At 61.0% G+C, this 16,323-nt stretch carries 14 protein-coding genes; 6 read left to right on the forward strand and 8 right to left on the reverse strand.

Going from position 1 to position 16,323, the window contains the following annotated elements:
• Positions 1–78: 78 nt before the first annotated feature.
• The gene (locus J5276_RS10605; protein ID WP_112155226.1) at positions 79–2,763 is read left to right on the forward strand and encodes a heavy metal translocating P-type ATPase; all 2,685 of its coding nucleotides are present in this window, start codon (positions 79–81) and stop codon (positions 2,761–2,763) included.
• 45 nt (positions 2,764–2,808) lie between these two features.
• Here J5276_RS10605 and J5276_RS10610 read toward each other — a convergent pair whose 3' ends face one another.
• The 4 genes from J5276_RS10610 to J5276_RS10625 form a co-directional block, all read right to left on the reverse strand.
• Complete coding sequence (locus J5276_RS10610; protein WP_111796196.1) at positions 2,809–3,774, reverse strand: S9 family peptidase; 966 nt, start codon at positions 3,772–3,774, stop codon at positions 2,809–2,811.
• Between the two features lie 260 nt (positions 3,775–4,034).
• Positions 4,035–5,660 carry a cisplatin damage response ATP-dependent DNA ligase gene (locus tag J5276_RS10615; protein WP_003511896.1) on the reverse strand — a complete coding sequence of 542 codons (1,626 nt, stop codon included), beginning with the start codon at positions 5,658–5,660 and terminating at the stop codon, positions 4,035–4,037.
• Position 5,661: 1 nt separating this feature from the next.
• On the reverse strand, positions 5,662–6,678 hold the full coding sequence (locus J5276_RS10620; RefSeq protein WP_162632934.1) for a ligase-associated DNA damage response exonuclease: 1,017 nt from the start codon (positions 6,676–6,678) through the stop codon (positions 5,662–5,664).
• Between the two features lie 226 nt (positions 6,679–6,904).
• On the reverse strand, positions 6,905–8,437 hold the full coding sequence (locus tag J5276_RS10625; RefSeq protein ID WP_019564151.1) for an MDR family MFS transporter: 1,533 nt from the start codon (positions 8,435–8,437) through the stop codon (positions 6,905–6,907).
• A 141-nt stretch (positions 8,438–8,578) separates the two neighbouring features.
• Between J5276_RS10625 and J5276_RS10630 the strand changes: the two genes are divergently transcribed.
• Both J5276_RS10630 and J5276_RS10635 read left to right on the forward strand, forming a co-directional pair.
• Entirely contained in the window at positions 8,579–9,094 is a 516-nt protein-coding gene (locus tag J5276_RS10630; protein ID WP_003511890.1) for a MarR family winged helix-turn-helix transcriptional regulator, read from the forward strand.
• Positions 9,095–9,175: 81 nt separating this feature from the next.
• A complete protein-coding gene (locus tag J5276_RS10635) occupies positions 9,176–9,835 on the forward strand; it encodes a glutathione S-transferase family protein (protein ID WP_003511889.1) in 660 nt (219 codons plus the stop codon).
• Between the two features lie 98 nt (positions 9,836–9,933).
• Here the strand turns inward: J5276_RS10635 and J5276_RS10640 are convergent, their stop codons facing one another.
• Complete coding sequence (locus J5276_RS10640; RefSeq protein ID WP_013635651.1) at positions 9,934–10,554, reverse strand: glutathione S-transferase family protein; 621 nt, start codon at positions 10,552–10,554, stop codon at positions 9,934–9,936.
• Positions 10,555–10,780: 226 nt separating this feature from the next.
• Positions 10,781–11,773: an asparaginase gene (locus J5276_RS10645; protein WP_111789401.1), complete on the reverse strand. Its 993-nt coding sequence runs from the start codon at positions 11,771–11,773 to the stop codon at positions 10,781–10,783.
• A 73-nt stretch (positions 11,774–11,846) separates the two neighbouring features.
• On the opposite strand from J5276_RS10645, the gene J5276_RS10650 reads away from it, so the two are divergent.
• Positions 11,847–12,599 (forward strand): DUF3750 domain-containing protein, encoded by a 753-nt coding sequence (locus J5276_RS10650; protein WP_003511884.1) that lies wholly within the window; start codon positions 11,847–11,849, stop codon positions 12,597–12,599.
• A gap of 7 nt (positions 12,600–12,606) precedes the next feature.
• Here J5276_RS10650 and J5276_RS10655 read toward each other — a convergent pair whose 3' ends face one another.
• Positions 12,607–13,950 (reverse strand): chloride channel protein, encoded by a 1,344-nt coding sequence (locus J5276_RS10655; protein WP_162632935.1) that lies wholly within the window; start codon positions 13,948–13,950, stop codon positions 12,607–12,609.
• 146 nt (positions 13,951–14,096) lie between these two features.
• Here J5276_RS10655 and J5276_RS10660 point away from each other — a divergent pair, with 146 nt between their 5' ends.
• Together J5276_RS10660 and J5276_RS10665 are read left to right on the forward strand one after the other, a co-directional pair.
• Positions 14,097–14,369 (forward strand): YlcI/YnfO family protein, encoded by a 273-nt coding sequence (locus J5276_RS10660; RefSeq protein ID WP_003511882.1) that lies wholly within the window; start codon positions 14,097–14,099, stop codon positions 14,367–14,369.
• On the forward strand, positions 14,366–14,665 hold the full coding sequence (locus J5276_RS10665) for a type II toxin-antitoxin system RelE/ParE family toxin (protein ID WP_065661272.1): 300 nt from the start codon (positions 14,366–14,368) through the stop codon (positions 14,663–14,665). The genes J5276_RS10660 and J5276_RS10665 overlap by 4 nt, the downstream gene beginning before the upstream one ends.
• Positions 14,666–14,668: 3 nt before the next feature.
• On the opposite strand, the gene betA is transcribed toward J5276_RS10665, so the two are convergent.
• Positions 14,669–16,318: a choline dehydrogenase gene (gene betA / locus J5276_RS10670; RefSeq protein WP_065658185.1), complete on the reverse strand. Its 1,650-nt coding sequence runs from the start codon at positions 16,316–16,318 to the stop codon at positions 14,669–14,671.
• Positions 16,319–16,323 lie beyond the last annotated feature (5 nt).

Here is a 16,323-nt window from a genome sequence, read left to right on the forward strand (position 1 = left end):
AAGCGCATTTTTGCCCTTGAACCTCTAGTTGCTAGAGGTGCCAGATTGGCTGTCGAGTGGAATTCAGGAGCTAGAACCATGAATATTTCGACACGCGGCAGTTTGAACGGGGAATCAGGAGACCTGACCTTCACGGTCGGCGGCATGGATTGCGGCAGCTGTGCGGCGAAGATCGAAACGGCGCTCTCCCGGCTGCCCGGCGTTGCCGACGTCAAGGTCTCTGTTGCGCGCGAAAGGCTGAACCTTTCGCTGGCGGAAGACAAAACGTCGGTCGCAAAAATCGAGGATACGCTGCGCAAACTTGGCTTCAAGCCCGCTTTGCTGCCGCAGGACAAGGCTCCGCGCGAAAAGATTGCGGCGGCACATCATGGGCATGATCATGACCATTCATCTTGCGGTGGTCATCACCATGTGGAAGCAGCACCGAGCATTGAGCAGAACAATGCCCTGGCCTTCTCTGTCGGCGGCATGGATTGCGGCAGCTGCGCGGCCAAGATCGAAACCGCGCTCTCGCGTCTGCCCGGTGTTGCCGACGTCAAGGTATCCGTTGCGCGCGAAAGGCTGAACCTTTCTCTGGCAGATAACAAAACCCCGGTCGACAAGATCGAGGACACGCTGCGCAAGCTCGGCTTCAAGCCTGCCTTGCTGCCGCAGGAAAAAACCGCACTCGGCAAGGTCGAAGAACATAATCATGATCATGCGGACGACCATGACCATGGATCATGCGGCGGTCATCACGGCCTTGATCACGATCACAAACATGATCATTCAGGCGACGACCACTCAAGCTGCGGCGGCCACCATCATGACGATGCGAAGCACGCGCATAGCCACGGGAGCGTTGAAACCGTCGCGCAGAGCGCCGACATAGGCCACGCCCATGGCGCGGATGAAAAAGGCGTGTGGTGGCGCACGGCCAAGGCGCGCAACACCTTCACCGGCACCATTCTCGTGGCCGTTGCCTATGCGGCGGAGCTTGGCTTCCCGGCATGGGGCAGTTACGCCTTCATCGTCGCAACGCTGGTTACGCTGTTTCCCATTGCGCGCAACGCCTTCAACGCCGCGCGTTTCGGGGCGATCTTCACCATCGAGATGCTGATGACGATTGCCGCCATCGGTGCCATCATCATTGGCGAGGCGGAAGAAGCGGCGATCGTCGTGCTGCTGTTCTCCGTTGGCGAGTTGCTGGAAGGCTTTGCCGCCGCACGTGCCCGCTCGGGCATCAAGGCTCTCGGTTCCCTGCTGCCAAAAACGGCACTGGTGGAAGAAAACGGTACGCTCCGGCAGGTGGCCGCCGATAAGGTTCGCATCGGACAGGTGGTCGTGGCGCGTCCGGGCGACCGCATTGCTGCCGATGGCGTGGTGATGGAAGGCGAATCCAGCGTGGACGAATCGCCGATGACCGGCGAAAGCATTCCGGTCGCCAAGGAAAAAGGCGCACGCGTCTTTGCGGGTTCGATCAACCATGACGGTTCGCTGCGCATTCGGGTCGACCGCGCGCCGGAAGACAACACCATTGCCCGCATCATCACGCTCGTTGAAGAAGCACAGGACGCCCGCGCCCCGACCGAGCGCTTTATCCAGAACTTCTCGCGTTATTACATGCCGCTGATCGTCGCGATTTCCGCACTTACCATCGTCGTGCCGCCGCTTGTGGGCCTTGGCGATTGGGACACCTGGATTTATCGCGGTCTCGCCCTGCTTCTGATCGGTTGCCCCTGCGCACTCGTCATTTCCGTTCCGGCTGCCATCGCCTCCAGCCTTTCGGCTGCGGCACGGCACGGTATGTTGGTGAAGGGCGGTGCGGTTATCGAGATGCTGGCACGCACCGAAACCGTGGCCTTCGACAAGACCGGCACGCTGACGCTCGGCGAACCTGTCGTGACGGATGTGGTGGCTCTTGACGGCAACGAGGCCGGGCTGATCGCGCAAGCCGCGACCATCGAGAACGAGTCCAGCCATCCGCTTGCCAGAGCCATCGTCAACCATGCCAACAAGGCAGGCGTAACTCCCCTGCCCGGCTCGGAGATCAAGGCGATTTCCGGTCGTGGCATGCAGGGCACCGTCGGCGGCAAGCGCCTGTTCATCGGCGCGCCGCGTTTTGCAACCGAAGTCGGGACCGTATCGACGGAACTTGCAGAGCGCATTTCCGCACTGGAAAGCGAAGGCAAGACCGTGGCCGTCGTCATGGCCGAGGGAGCGGCGAGCGGTCTCTTCGCCATGCGCGACGAACCGCGCAAGGATGCGGCAGAAGGCATCAAGGCACTGAAGGAAATGGGTATTTCCTCGCTTATGCTGTCTGGCGACAATGCCCGCACGGCAAAGGCAATCGGCAACAAGCTGGGACTTGAAGCGCGCGGCGAACTCCTGCCGCAGAACAAGGTCGAGGAAATCCGCAAGCTTGCCCAGAAGAAAACCGTGGTGATGGTGGGCGACGGCATCAACGATGCGCCCGCCCTCGCGGCTGCAAGCGTCGGTGTCGCCATCGGCTCGGGCACGGATGTGGCGATGGAAGCGGCGGATGCAGCGCTGATGCGCAACAATGTCGGCGATGCTGCCCGCCTGATCGGCCTATCGCGCGCCACCATGCGCAATATCCACCAGAACGTAACGATCGCGCTCGGCCTGAAGGCGGTATTCCTGCTAACAACGGTTACCGGCCTCTCCGGCCTGTGGCTCGCTGTCTTCGCCGACACCGGCGCTACGGTTCTCGTCACCGCCAATGCCATGCGGCTGCTCGGCTACTTCAAGAAGAGCGCCTGACTTTACGAGAGGGCCGAAAGCTGCAAAGCGGTTTTCGGCCCTTTTTTATGCAAATTCGTTGAAAAAGCGGATGCTTTCCGTCACGGCGCCCGGCACCACGCCATTGTGTGTGCCGGGCAGCAGTTTTTTGTCGACCTTGAATCCCGAATACACGGCGCGGTCGACGAAAAGCTGGTGATCGGCGTCGAACGGGCGCTCCTCCGTGCCGCGCAGCAACAGCGCCGGGCATTTGAGGCTGGGACCGAAACAGACCGAAGAGCGCATGATGAATTCCCGCTCGTCGGTTTCGTCGAAACAGAGTTCGTCCGAATAGCGGTTGAAGTAACGCCATGAATTGACGCCCGCAGAAATCGGCGCGGCGGCACGGAATTTGCGGCTCATGGCGGCCAAGAGCGTCAGCGTGCCGCCATTGGAATGCCCGGCGATGAAGAAGCGTTTCCTGTCGATACCGGGCAGGCTTTCCAGATAGGCCGCCGCCGCCAGCGCATCCGCTGTTTCGTCGTAGAAACCGGAATAATTGCCGTTCTGGCCGTTTTCGCCCCGGAAGGACGGCAAAAGCACCACGAAACCCGCCTCCCAATAGGGCTTCATCATCGCCCAATGGCCGTCACCGGTGGCGTTGCCGCCGTGCAGGAAAAGCACCGCGGGTTTGAGTACCGTCGAGGGCTGATAATGGGAAAGCCAGGCCACAAGCTCGATGGAACCATCCGGCCCGCCACGATAGGTGACCCGTTCCGCGCCCGGCGGTGTGCCGAGCGGCGATGATTTTTCCGGAGCGGACATTTTGCGCAGCAAATGGGTATGGAACCGTTTACGCGCCTCGCCGTAATCCTGCTTTTCCAGCGGCAGCACTACGGGCGTGGGAATGCCCGCTTTCGCACCTGCGGGCAGAAGTGCCGCTGCTGACAGGCCCATGGCACCCACAAGCAGATTGCGTCGCGTCAGGCTCCTTAAGGTCGCGCCGCTTTCTTCCTGTCCGAATGCTGAGGAGAGAAAGCGTTTATCTGGCATATGCGCACCTGAGTGATCAAAACATTAGAAGCAGTTCAGCACTGCGGCGAGAGGCTGTCCAATCACGGATTCGCGAATGACAACAATGTATTCGCAGCCATCATGGCATTTTCTGGACAAAACATTCCCTTACTCCTGGGCTTGTCACAGGAATCCAGTCGACGCGCATCGGCTCGGCGGGAAGAGTCCCATCCGCCCAAGGACTTGGGCTGGCTGGATCCCTGTGACAAGCACAGGGATGAGGGAGACAGCGGAGACCCCTACCCATCAACGCCATCGATCATCGCCACAAGCGTCGCCAGGCGATCCGCCTCCGCCGGGAGTTTGTCGGCGCGGAGCCTCGCAATGCGCGGAAACCGCATGGCAACGCCGGATTTGTGGCGGTTAGAACGGTTGATGCCCTCGAAAGCCACCTCCAGCACGAAACCGAAATCCGGCGTGGCGCGCACCGCGCGCACGGGTCCGAAACGCTCGACGGTGTTGTCACGCACGAACTTGTCCAGCACTTCCAGCTCCGCATCGGTAAAACCGAAATAGGCCTTGCCAACCGGCACCAGCTGTTCGCCATCCTCACCTTCCGCCCATACGCCGAAGGTGAAATCGGAATAATAACTCGAGCGTTTGCCATGGCCGCGCTGCGCATACATCATGACAGCATCGATATTGTAGGGATCGCGTTTCCACTTGAACCACGGTCCCTTGGCGCGACCCGCCTGATAGGCGCTGTCGCGGCGCTTGATCATGACGCCTTCGATCACCGGATCGGGCGGCGCGGCGCGCAGCGTATTCAGCTCGTCCCATGTTGAAAAACCGATGAGCGGAGACAGGTCGAAGCGGTCATGCGGGGCATGCTCGATGATATCCGACAGGCGGCCACGGCGTTCTAGATAGGTCTGCGCGCGAATGTCGCTCTCGCCATCGAACAGCAGGTCGTAGGCGCGGATGAAGGCCGGATAGTCATCCTGCATCTTGGCCGTCACCGTCTTGCGGTTCAGCCGTTGTTGAAGGTCGGAAAAGGTGCGCGTGAGATTGTTGGAGCGCGCCGTGCCGCCAATCAGCAATTCACCATCCATCACGCCTTCGAAATCGATGGCATCGAGCACATCGGGAAATGCGCCGGAAATATCGTCGCCGGAGCGGGAGTAGAGTTTGCGCGTCTCACCTGCGCGGGAAAGCTGCACACGGATGCCGTCCCATTTCCACTCGGCCGCATAATCGGCAGGGTCCAGACCATCGAGATCGCCGTCTGCAACCGGGGTGGCCAGCATTACCGAGTGAAAGATGGCGGGCGTCGCCAGAACCGGCCGCTCGGACTTGCCCTCCAGCCAGGCGAAAAGCGTCGTGTAAGGCGGCGTCAGACCGTGCCAGAGGGTTTCGATTTCGATGATGTCCTTATCCGCGAAATCCGCCAGTGCCTGCCGCGCCAGCCGCGCCGAAACGCCGATGCGAAGGCTGCCGGTTGCGAGTTTCAGGAAGGCGAAACGCGAGGAGGTATCGAGCCGGTCGAGCAGATCGCGCACCGCTCCGCGCACTTCGGTGCGGCCGAGCGAATTCATCAGCGTCACGACTTCGCCAAGACGGGGATCCTGCGCCTCGGAATCATCCAGACCGCCGATATTGCCCCAGACCAGCGAGATGGTCTCGGCCAGGTCGCCGACATAATCGTATGAATAGCGGAACAGCACCTCGTCCATGCGCTCCAGCACCAGCTCGCGCAGCATTGCGGGCTTGACGCTTTTGAGGTCCAGCGTGCCGGCAATCGCCGCCAGCCCATACCCCCGGTCCGGGTCAGGCGTATCGCGGAAATAATCGGTCAAAAGCTTCAGCTTGCCGTTGCGCGATGGGGTGAGGACAAGTCGGTCGAGAAGGGTGGCGAAGGCTTTCATCTCAATCCCCCTCGTCTTCGTAACCGACAAGATGCAGCGGTTTGGCAGCAATGCCCTGCAATTCGCACCAGCGCACCAGCGCCTCCTCGCGACCATGCGTGACCCAGACGGCCTGCGGGCCAATTTCCTTGATGGTTTCCAGCAGTTCCGGCCAGTCGCAGTGGTCGGAGATGACCAAAGGCAGCTCCACGCCGCCCTGTTTCGCCCGCTGTCGGACCATCATCCAGCCGGACGCGAATGCGATCAGCGGCTCGTTGAAACGGCGCGCCCAGCGCTCCTGAAATGCAGAGGGCGGGCCGACGACGATCGCGCCCTTGAAGATGGCGGGATCGCTTTTTTCAAGCGTCGCGGGGCGCAGCTCACCGAGATCGATGCCTTGCGACACGTAATAATCGCAAAGCCGCGCCAGCGCGCCGTGGATATAGATGGGATCGGCATAACCATTATCGCGCAGGAGCCTGATAACGCGCTGCGCCTTGCCGAGCGAATAGGCGCCGACCAGATGGGTGCGCTCGGGAAACTGCTTGATGGAGGTGAGCAGCTTGCCGATTTCCACCCGCGGCAGCGGGTGGTGAAACACCGGCAACCCGAAGGTGGCCTCGGTGATGAAGACATCACACGGCACCGTTTCGAAGGGTGTACAGGTGGGATCGATACCGCGCTTGTAATCGCCGGAGGCAACGATGCGCATGCCATTCATGTCCACGGAGATCTGCGCCGAACCCAGCACATGGCCCGCCGGGTGGAAACCGACGGTCACGCCGTTTACCTCCACCGTCTCCCCGAATGCGACCGCCTGCTCGCTGCCGCAGAAGTCCTCGCCGCAACGGATGCGCATGATATCGAGCGTCTGGCGTGTGGCCAGCACCGCCCCGTGGCCGGCGCGGGCGTGATCGGAATGGCCGTGGGTTATCAATGCACGCGCCACCGGCCGCACCGGGTCGATATAAAAATCGCCCGGCGGGCAATAAAGACCCTTGGGCGTGGAGTTCAGGAGCTGTTCCGGCTTCATATTCATTGAGATAGGGCCGCCCGCGCGAATTTAAAGTGCTGCGAGCATAACGCGGAACGGGCGTTAAATTTCCAGGGGTGCGGTTTTGTTTTCGCGCTCAGAGGTCGCGGGCATATTGGAAAGGCCCGGAACCATCCCTCATCCTTGTGCTTCTCACAGGGAGGAGGGAAGAGCAAGTTGCCGGAGGAAGGCACAGCTCTAGTTCACCGCGCCTTATAGGGACAGCCGCCCCCTACTCCCCCGCACTTTCCGCCGGCTTGGCCGCCTGTGCTGCGGCTGGCAACCGGACCGGTTTCAGCATCAGTGCTGCGGCAAGGCCGATGGCGGCGGTTGCGGCGGCTGCGAAGAACAGCGGCGTGAAGGCATCCGAATAGAGCGAGGCAACGGCTGCCTGCGATGCCGCGGGCAGTTCGGAGAGCATCTTCGGCGTCAATTCCTCAATCCTTCCGACACCCGGAATGGTCACGGCAACGCCCTTGAGGCTGGAGGTGACGATCGCGCCATAGACCGAGATGGCGATTGCTGCGCCGCCCATGCGGGTGAGCGTCACCGCGCCGCTTGCGGCACCGATATCGGCCTTCGGCGCGGAATTCTGCACGCCGATAATGGGTGCCTGCTGGCCGAGGCCGACAGCGAAACCCTGCGCCAGCATGAGAATCGCAATCAGCCAAAGCGGCGTTCCCGCATGCATCTGCGTGAAGAGCAGCATGGCGATGACATTGATAGTGAGCCCGGCCACCGAAAACGGCTTGTAGACGCCGGTGATCGAGATCAACCGCCCGGCAGACAGTGAACCCATGACGATGCCGCCGGTGACGGCGATGAAGAACAGGCCGGCATGGGATGGGGAAAGCCCGGTCGTGGTCTGCAGGAACAGCGCGTAATAATTGACCATGCCGATGCCAATGCCGCCGCTGGTCAATGAAACGATCATCAACAGCGGAAAGGTGCTGTCCTTGAAGAGCCTGAGCGGCACCACGGGTTCCGGCGCGCGACGTTCCACCTGCACCCAGAGGAAGGCGGCGATGACGGCGAAAGCGATAATACCGAGGCTGGGACCGGCGATAAGCGAACCGAACAATTCGCTGCTGTCGGCCCAGAAGACGACGCTTGCGATCGTCGCTGCCAGCAGGACGGCGCCGAGATAGTCGATCTTCGGCTGACGCGCGGGACGGCGGTAGGGCAGCAGGAAAATCAGGCCGGTGATGACGATAAGCCCGAGTGGCAGGTTGATGAGGAAGATCGACCGCCAGCCGAACAGATCGCTCATCGTGCCGCCGAGAATGGGCCCGACGCTGCCCGACGCCATGATGGTGAGGCTGGAATAGCTCTGGTAACGGGCTCTTTCACGCGGTTCGAACAGATCCGCATTGACGGAGAAGATCGAAACCATGATGCCGCCGCCGCCAAGGCCCTGAAGCACGCGGGCCGCGATCAGGCTATCCATTGACCAGGCCAGTCCGCAGGCGAGCGAGCCGAGCGTGAAGATGATTACCGCCGCGATCATCACGTATTTTCGCCCGAACAGGTCTCCGAGCTTGCCATAAACAGGCATGACCGCGCTGGTCGCCAGAAGATAGGCCGAGCCGATCCAGCCGAAACGCTCCAGCGCGCCGAATTCGCCGACGATGGTGGGCAGCGCTGTCGAGACGATCTGGTTGTCGAGGGTAGCCATGAACATGGCCAGCATCAGAAACAGGAAAACGATGAGCCTACGCCGGTGATCCGACACAAGCGGCGCCACAGGGGCAACGGACATATCCATGAAAAATCTCGTTGAGTTTCGGCAATTTTGCTGCGACAATTTGTGTGCTATTAGCATATATATGTCAATGGCAAGTTTTTGACATCCATGATATTGGCGCTAAATGTGATCGCAAATCGGGATTGAAAGGAACGGCTGAGCGTGTCGACTGAGGAAGACTGGAACGAGGATCTGCCCGAAGACATCAAGCGCATCGGCAATACGATGACGCGTATGCGCATCATGATCGGACGGCGCATCATCGGGCGCATGGCGCTTGCCAAGGTGGCTCCGGGTCTGGAACTCTCCCATATCGACGTTCTCGATATATTGCGCCGCGCGGACGGCGATGTCACCGTTGGTGCGATTGCCGAGGGCATGCGCATCGACCCCTCGCGCGGCAGCCGGGTGGTGGCGGATATGGTCGGGCGCGGCCTGTTGAAACGCGGCGTCTCGCAGGAGGATGCCCGCCGCAGCATCGTTGAGATCACACCACTTGGCACCAGTCTGCTGCAGGAAATGCGCCGGACCAAGATGAGCGTCATCCAGGACGTGATGGATGGATGGCCGGAGGAGGATGTCGAGACATTCGCCCGGCTTTTCGATCGGTTCATCGACCGTTTCGAGGCCCGGCTGTCACCGGATACGGACCTCCTGACGGATCAGAAAAAATCATAGTTGACCCTGACATCCACAACTTCACTTTAAAAGGACGAGACCTTAACGTGCCGCCATCGAAAAGGTAAAAGGGTGACTTCGATGTTGACGATCTATGGTGTCTACCGTTCCCGCGCCACGCGCACGCTCTGGCTTGCCGGGGAACTGGGCATGGAATTCAAGCACGTGCCTGTCGTGCAGGCCCGCCGCGTTGCCGATCCCCTGGCCGCAGACGCGCCGCTCAACACGCTGTCCCCCGCGTTTCTGGCCATCAATCCGATGGGCACCATCCCCTGCATCGAAGATGACGGCATGGTGCTTTATGAATCCATGGCCATCAACCTTTATCTCGTCCGCAAATATGGCGGACCGCTCGCACCGGTCGACCTGAAGGAAGATGCGGCGATGCTGCAATGGTCGTTCTTTGCCGCGACCGAAATCGAGACCAATTCGCTGAAGATTTCCTCCGCCATCGCCGAAGGGCTTTCGGAAAGCGATGCCGGCAAAGCGGTGATCGATGTCGCCGCGCGCCTCTTGAGGCGACCCTTCCGGGTGCTGGAGCAACATCTTGCCAGCCACGATTATCTGGTAGGCGACCGTTTCACCGTCGCCGATCTCAACGTGGCGGAGATCGTCCGTTACGCGCAGGGCCACCAGCCGCTGTTTGACGCCCATCCGGCGCTGAAAGCCTGGCTGGAGCGCTGCCAGGCCCGCACGGCATTCAAGTCCATGTGGGACAGCCGGGCCGCCGAGGCGGCGTGAACGAAGGCAGTAGCTGGGGATAGTTGGCAGACCTCTCTTCGCACTCGACGTCATCCTCGGAACAAGCCCGAGGATGACGAAGCAAGCTTTTTAGCACATCACCCCTTCTCACCCGCCAGCGCCCGCTGCACGGCCGGGCGCTCGTTCATGCGTCTGAAGTGATCATGCACCTTCGGGAAGCGGGCGATATCCACGCCGTCGCTTTCCAGCCAGCCGGACATGACGAATAGATAGGGATCGGCGACCGAATAGGCGGTGCCCAAGACCCACGGGCCGTGCAGCATGCCGTGCTCGATCAGTTCGAAACAATCGGTCATGGTCTGCGGCACCTTCGCTTTCATATCCGCCAGGGAGCTATCCTCGCTCGCCCAGCGGCTGCCGCGCCGGCCATGCGCATGGGCGACATGCACCGTGGAGGAAATGAAGGCGTTGAAGGCTTGCATCAGGGCGAATTCGAAGGGATCGTCGAGTGGGGCGAGTTTCTTCTCCGGAGCCATCTGCGCAATGAAGGCGAGGATGGCAGGCGTTTCCGTCAGCACCCCGCTTGCCGTTGCCAGCGCTGGCACGCGGCCTTTCGGGTTGATCTTCAGGAATGCCTCGGAGCGCTGCTCGCCCTCGGCGAAGTTGACGCGATGGGCCGTGTAAGGCAGGCCGGATTCCTCAAGCACGATATGGCTGGCGCGGGAGCAGGAACCGGGGGAGAAAAACAGTGTGAACATGGATATGCAACCTCCAGGGCAATGAGGGGCGCCCACCTCCTCGCGTGCAGACGCCAGCCCCTGCGGCGGCGATCTGGCAGACCATCACATGCAAGGGCAATCCATAATCCTGCCGGCAGCGGGCCGCGTCAAAGGTTATTTCTGAAGCGTGTCGCGTTTAACTGAAGGCATACCGCGCGCCTTATTTTTTGTATTAAGCCGCTGCGCAGTTTTACAGGAGATGCCTCTAGAGGCCGACAACCCGGATATCGCCGACGTGGATGCCGTTCCAGTTGCGCATCTGCCGGTTTGCCATGGCAAGCAGCGCCTCGTTCTCGGCGCCATCGAAATATTTCGCCAGCATTGCGGCAATCATCGCTTCCGCCGCACGCGTCGTGCCGTCTTCGCATTTCACCGCCATGGCGATGCCCTTTTCCGGCAGTGCGGCCACGAACACGCCTTCTGCGCCGGTCTTGGCGAAAATCCTGCCCGGCGCGATCTGCATCAGCCTGGTGCAGGTGCGGCCAGTGCCCGCCACGTAAAAGGGTTCCGCCATGCAGGCGTCAAAGAGCCGGCGGGAGGCTTGCGCGCGCCCGGCCTCCAGCCCCCTGCCCGTCGCCATCTTGGCAAAACCATGCGCCAGACCCTTGAGCGGCACGGCATAAGTGGGGATCGAGCAACCGTCCACGCCGCAATTGTCATGGCCAAGCGTCGCACCCGTCAGGCTTTCCATCGTCGCGCGGATTTCCCGCTGCAGGGGGTGGTCGTAACCGACATAGCCCTCGGGGTCGGTGCCTGTGTGACAGCAGGCGCAGATGAAGCCGGAGTGCTTGCCGGAGCAGTTATTGTGAAGTGCCGTCGGCTTTTCCAGCGTGCGGGCCTGATGGATGATGGTCTTCTGGTCGGAAGACCAGTGCGCGCCGCATTCCAGCGTATCCACATCCCTGCCCGCCCTTGCGAGCATGGAGGCGGCGAGCGCCGCGTGTTCGTCCTCGCCGGAATGAGAAGAGCAGGCAAGCGCCAGTTCGCGATTGCCGAAGCCATAGGCATCCGCCGCGCCGCTTTCCACCAGCGGCAGCGCCTGCATGGCCTTGCAGGCAGAACGCGGGAAGACGCCACGCTCGACATCACCAGCTGAAAACACGACGCCACCATCGCCATCCACCACCACTGCAAGACCCTGGTGGCGGCTTTCGACCAGACTGCCCCTGAGGACTTCGACGGTAACGGAATTGTTCATTTTTGCGGCCTCAAAAAGTTCTGATTTTATGTCGTTGATAGCGCAATTGATTTTTCGATGCACGAGGCTATCAGTGAAATTTGCAAAACGTCTGCTGCTGGCGATTGCCATCATCTATCTGCTGCCAGCTCTGGCATCGGCGGGGTTGTGGGCCATGAGGGATCACCCGCAGGGCTGGCGTGACGCGCGCTGGTCTTCCTCCGGCACCCTGCCGCAAGCAGGTGCCGACCGGCAGGCGGCGGTTTACGTTTTTTCCGCCATGACCGGTGGCTTTAAAGGCTCCGTCGCCAGCCATGCCTGGATCGTGCTGAAAAAGCCGGGCGCGACGGCCTACGATCGCTACGACAAGGTGGGCTGGGGAATGCCGATACGCCACAATGGCTATCCGGCGGATGCCTATTGGTATTCCAACACGCCGCGTCAGGTGGTGGCCATTCATGGGGCGGCAGCGGAAAAACTGATCCCGAAGATCGAACAGGCGATTGCCGACTATCCCTATGGCAAACCGGGCGGCTATCGTATCTATCCCGGTCCCAACTCCAACACTTTCGTTGCCCATGTGCTGCGCAGCGTGCCGGAGCTCGGTGTTGTTCTGCCATCAGACGCGGTGGGCCGCGACTATCTGCCCAACGGCGCGTTTTACCACGTCGCCGACGACTGGAAGGATGCTAGCCTCTCGCTTGGCGGGTTGTTCGGTATTTCGGCGGGCGCACGCAGTGGCTTCGAGGTCAATTTCCTCGGCCTGGTCGCGGGCTTCGATTTCAGCCGGCCCGGCGTGAAGATACCGGGACTTGGCTATTTCGGAGTGGCGGGTATCCGCGCGTAAAGTCGGGTCAGGTCTCAGCGGCCTGTGCTGCGCGTTTGGCGCGGATGCTCTGGGCAATAAAAACACGCGACAGGCCGTGATAGAGCGGCTCCCGGGAGAAAAGCCGGGAGGTTAGATATCCCAGCATCGATGCCACCATGATGGGGATGACGCCGTCATGATTGCCGGTCATTTCGAGGATGATCACGAAAGCCGTCATGGGGGCCTGCACCACGCCCGCGAAATATCCCGCCATGCCGACAATGGCGCCAAGGCCGATGCTCGTACCCAGCAAAGTCGCCATCGTACTGCCAAAGCCCGCGCCCACGGACAGCGACGGCGCGAATATGCCGCCCGGAATGCCCGACATCATCGCCAGAAACGTGGCCGCCAGCTTTTCAATGAAGAAGAAGGCCGGTGCGGCCTGGCCCTCGATTGCGGCGCGCGCCTGTTCGTAACCCGTTCCGAAGGTCGCGCCATCAGTCGCAATGCCGATCACGGCGGAGGCAAGGCCGCAGGCGGCGGCAACCGCCAGCATCCGCCTTGACGGCATGGCCTGGGCGAAGCGCCGGATGCGCGCGGACAGGCGCAGCGCCCCCGCGCTGAACAGCGCGCCGAACGCACCGCCGCCAATGCCGCAGACCAGCACGAGCAGCCAGTCCATCATGGTTTTCGCCATGACGGAACTGGTGCCAAAGTAAGTATAGCTGCCGACCAGCGCCAGCGAGGCAAGGCCGGACAGGATGACGGCGGTAAGGACGAGGCCGTTTGCCCGGGATTCGTAGGTCTTGCTCATTTCCTCGATGGCAAACACGATGCCGGCCAGCGGTGTGTTGAACGCTGCCGCAATACCCGCCGCTGATCCGGCAAGAATAAGACCTTTTGCCTGTGCCATGCCGCCCCAGCGCGCCGCCTGAAGCATGATCGAGGCCCCGACCTGCACGGTTGGTCCCTCTCTCCCGATCGACGCACCGGACAAAAGCCCGACGACCGTCAGCGCGACCTTGCCGAAAGCGAGTTTCAGCGACAGGAGCCGCGAACGATCCGCGTCGTCACGCAGGTGCCGCGCGGCGATGGCCTGGGGAATGCCGCTGCCGCCTGCATTGGGAAAAACCGTCAGCGCCAGCCAGGCGCACAGCGTGAAACCGAGCGGCGTCACGACAAGCGGCAGCAGAAACGCCCATTCGCCGGAAGATGTTGCCGAGAAGAAAAGATGCTGGGCGCGATCCGCCGCCCAGGCAAAACCGACGCTGATAAGGCCCACCGCAATCGCGCCGATCCAGAAAACCGCCCTCGGCTTCCACACCCGCCATGAACCCCACACAACACGGGAACGGCGGAGCATCTTCAGCTTTTTGTAGTCGACGGGCATGGGGATCCAGATCGGTGATTTCAGTTATTGTCGGGCGGGAGGCCCTTTTATCGGCCTGCCAGCCGGCGATTGCAAGTTTTGCATTTGACTCGTTGCGACAGATGGCAGAAGCTGCGCATCGCAAATGCAACGCATGGAGAGAAAAGATGAAAACCGCAACTTTGCCTTCGCTGCGTGTAACGGCGGATTTCCGCGAGGCGGCAGAAAGCGTTCTGAAAGACGGCGAGACGCTATCGTCATTTGTCGAGGATTCGGTCCGCAGGCAGGTGGAAATCCGCAAATCGCAGGCGGAATTCATTGCGCGCGGGCTGGCGTCGCTCGAACAAGCGGAGCGAACCGGTGTCTATTATAGCACCGACGATGTTCTTTCGATGATGCAAAGAAAACTCGATGCTGCGAAAGCCGCGAAACGGAAATGACATATCAGCTTCGTTATACCGAAGAAGCACTGGCGGATTTCGATCGCATCTATGATTTTCTGATCGCATACGACATCGATGTGGCCGAGAAGGCCATTCACGCCATAAGAGCAGGATTAGACATTCTTAGCGATTTTCCCTTCAGTTGCCGTAAGGCATCTTCTGAAAACGGGCTGATACGTGAACTCCTCGTGCCGTTCGGGTCATCCGGCTATATCGTGCTGTTCCGCATCGACGGCCCGGAAACAGTCACCATTGCCGCCGTTCGCCACCAGCGCGAGGACGATTACCATTGATCCTCACCGGTCGCTGACAGCCGCGCGCGGGTTTACCCACGGCTCCTGATTGGAGCGCGGCAGCGGGGTTTTGCCAAGGATGTGGTCCGCCGCCTTTTCGCCCGTCATGATCGAGGGACCGTTCAGGTTGCCATAGGTCACGTGCGGGAAGATCGAGCTGTCGGCGACCCGCAGCCCCTCCACGCCGATCACCCGGCATTCGGGATCAACGACCGCCATGGGGTCGTTCCTGTCGCCCATGCGGCAGGTGCCGCAGGGGTGATAGGCGCTTTCCAGATGTTCGCGCAGGAAGGCGTCGATCTGTTCGTCCGTCTCCACCTTTTCGCCCGGCTGGATTTCAGGCCCGCGAAAATCGTCGAAGGCTTTCTGGCCGAAAATCTCGCGCGTGAGGCGCACGCAATGGCGGAATTTTTCCCAGTCTTCCGGGTGGCTCATATAGTTGAAGCGGATGACGGGGTCGTCATGTGGATCGGCGGAACGCAGCGTGACATTGCCGCGCGACTTCGACAGGTTGTAGCCGACATGTGCCTGAAAACCATGGCTTTTCGCAGCAGCCTTGCCATCATAGGAGATGGCGACGGGCAGGAAATGGTACTGGATGTCAGGCTGTTTCAGGCCAGGCGCTGAACGCAGGAAGGCGCAGGCCTCGAACTGGTTGGAGGCCCCTAACCCGCCTTTCGACAGCAGCCATTGCGCACCAGCGACCCCCTGCCAGAACCAGGGCAGCCAGGAGTAAAGCGACACCGGCTTGGTGGAGACTTGCTGGAAATAAAACTCCATATGGTCCTGAAGGTTTGCACCGACACCCGGCCGATCCGCCTTAACCTCTATGCCCATGTCCTTCAGATGAGCGGCAGGCCCGATGCCCGAAAGCATCAGCAATTTCGGCGAATTGAAAGACGATGCCGAGACGATGACCTCACGATCGGCCCTGATGGTTTCCACCCCGCCCCTGCGCTCGATTTCGACGCCGACGGCACGGCCGTTCTCGATGACGACCTTGCGGGCGAAGCCGTTGACCAGCGTGACATTACCGCGCTTCAGCGCCGGCTTCAGATAGGCATTGGCGGCGGACCAGCGGCGGCCATTATGGATGGTCTGCTCCATCAGGCCAAAACCTTCCTGTTTGGAGCCGTTATAGTCGTCTGTCAGCTCGAAGCCTGCCTGCGCACCAGCCTGAATGAAGGCGTGGAACAGCGGATTGCTGACCGGCCCGCGCTGAACATGCAGCGGCCCATCCGTGCCGCGCCACCCCTCTTCGCCGCCATGGCTGTGTTCCATGCGCTTGAAATAAGGCAGCACATCCGCATAGGCCCAGCCATGCGCGCCCAATTCCTCCCAGCGGTTGAAATCCTCGGCATGGCCGCGCACGTAAACAAGGCCGTTAATGGAGGACGAACCGCCGATGACCTTGCCGCGTGGGGCGGTGATGCGGCGATTGTCGAGGTTCGGTTCGGGTTCGGAGAGATAGCCCCAATTGTAGCGCTTCATGCTCATCGGCCAGGCGAGTGCGGCCGGCATCTGGATGAAAGGCCCGAAATCCGAGCCGCCAGCCTCGATGACAATCACCGAATAACGGCCGTCTTCCGACAGGCGATAGGCGATGGCGGAGCCTGCGGAACCGGAACCGACGATGACGTAATCTGCGTGCATGATTT

The organism is Agrobacterium sp. S7/73 (assembly GCF_019355535.1).
Taxonomy (GTDB): domain Bacteria; phylum Pseudomonadota; class Alphaproteobacteria; order Rhizobiales; family Rhizobiaceae; genus Agrobacterium; species Agrobacterium tumefaciens.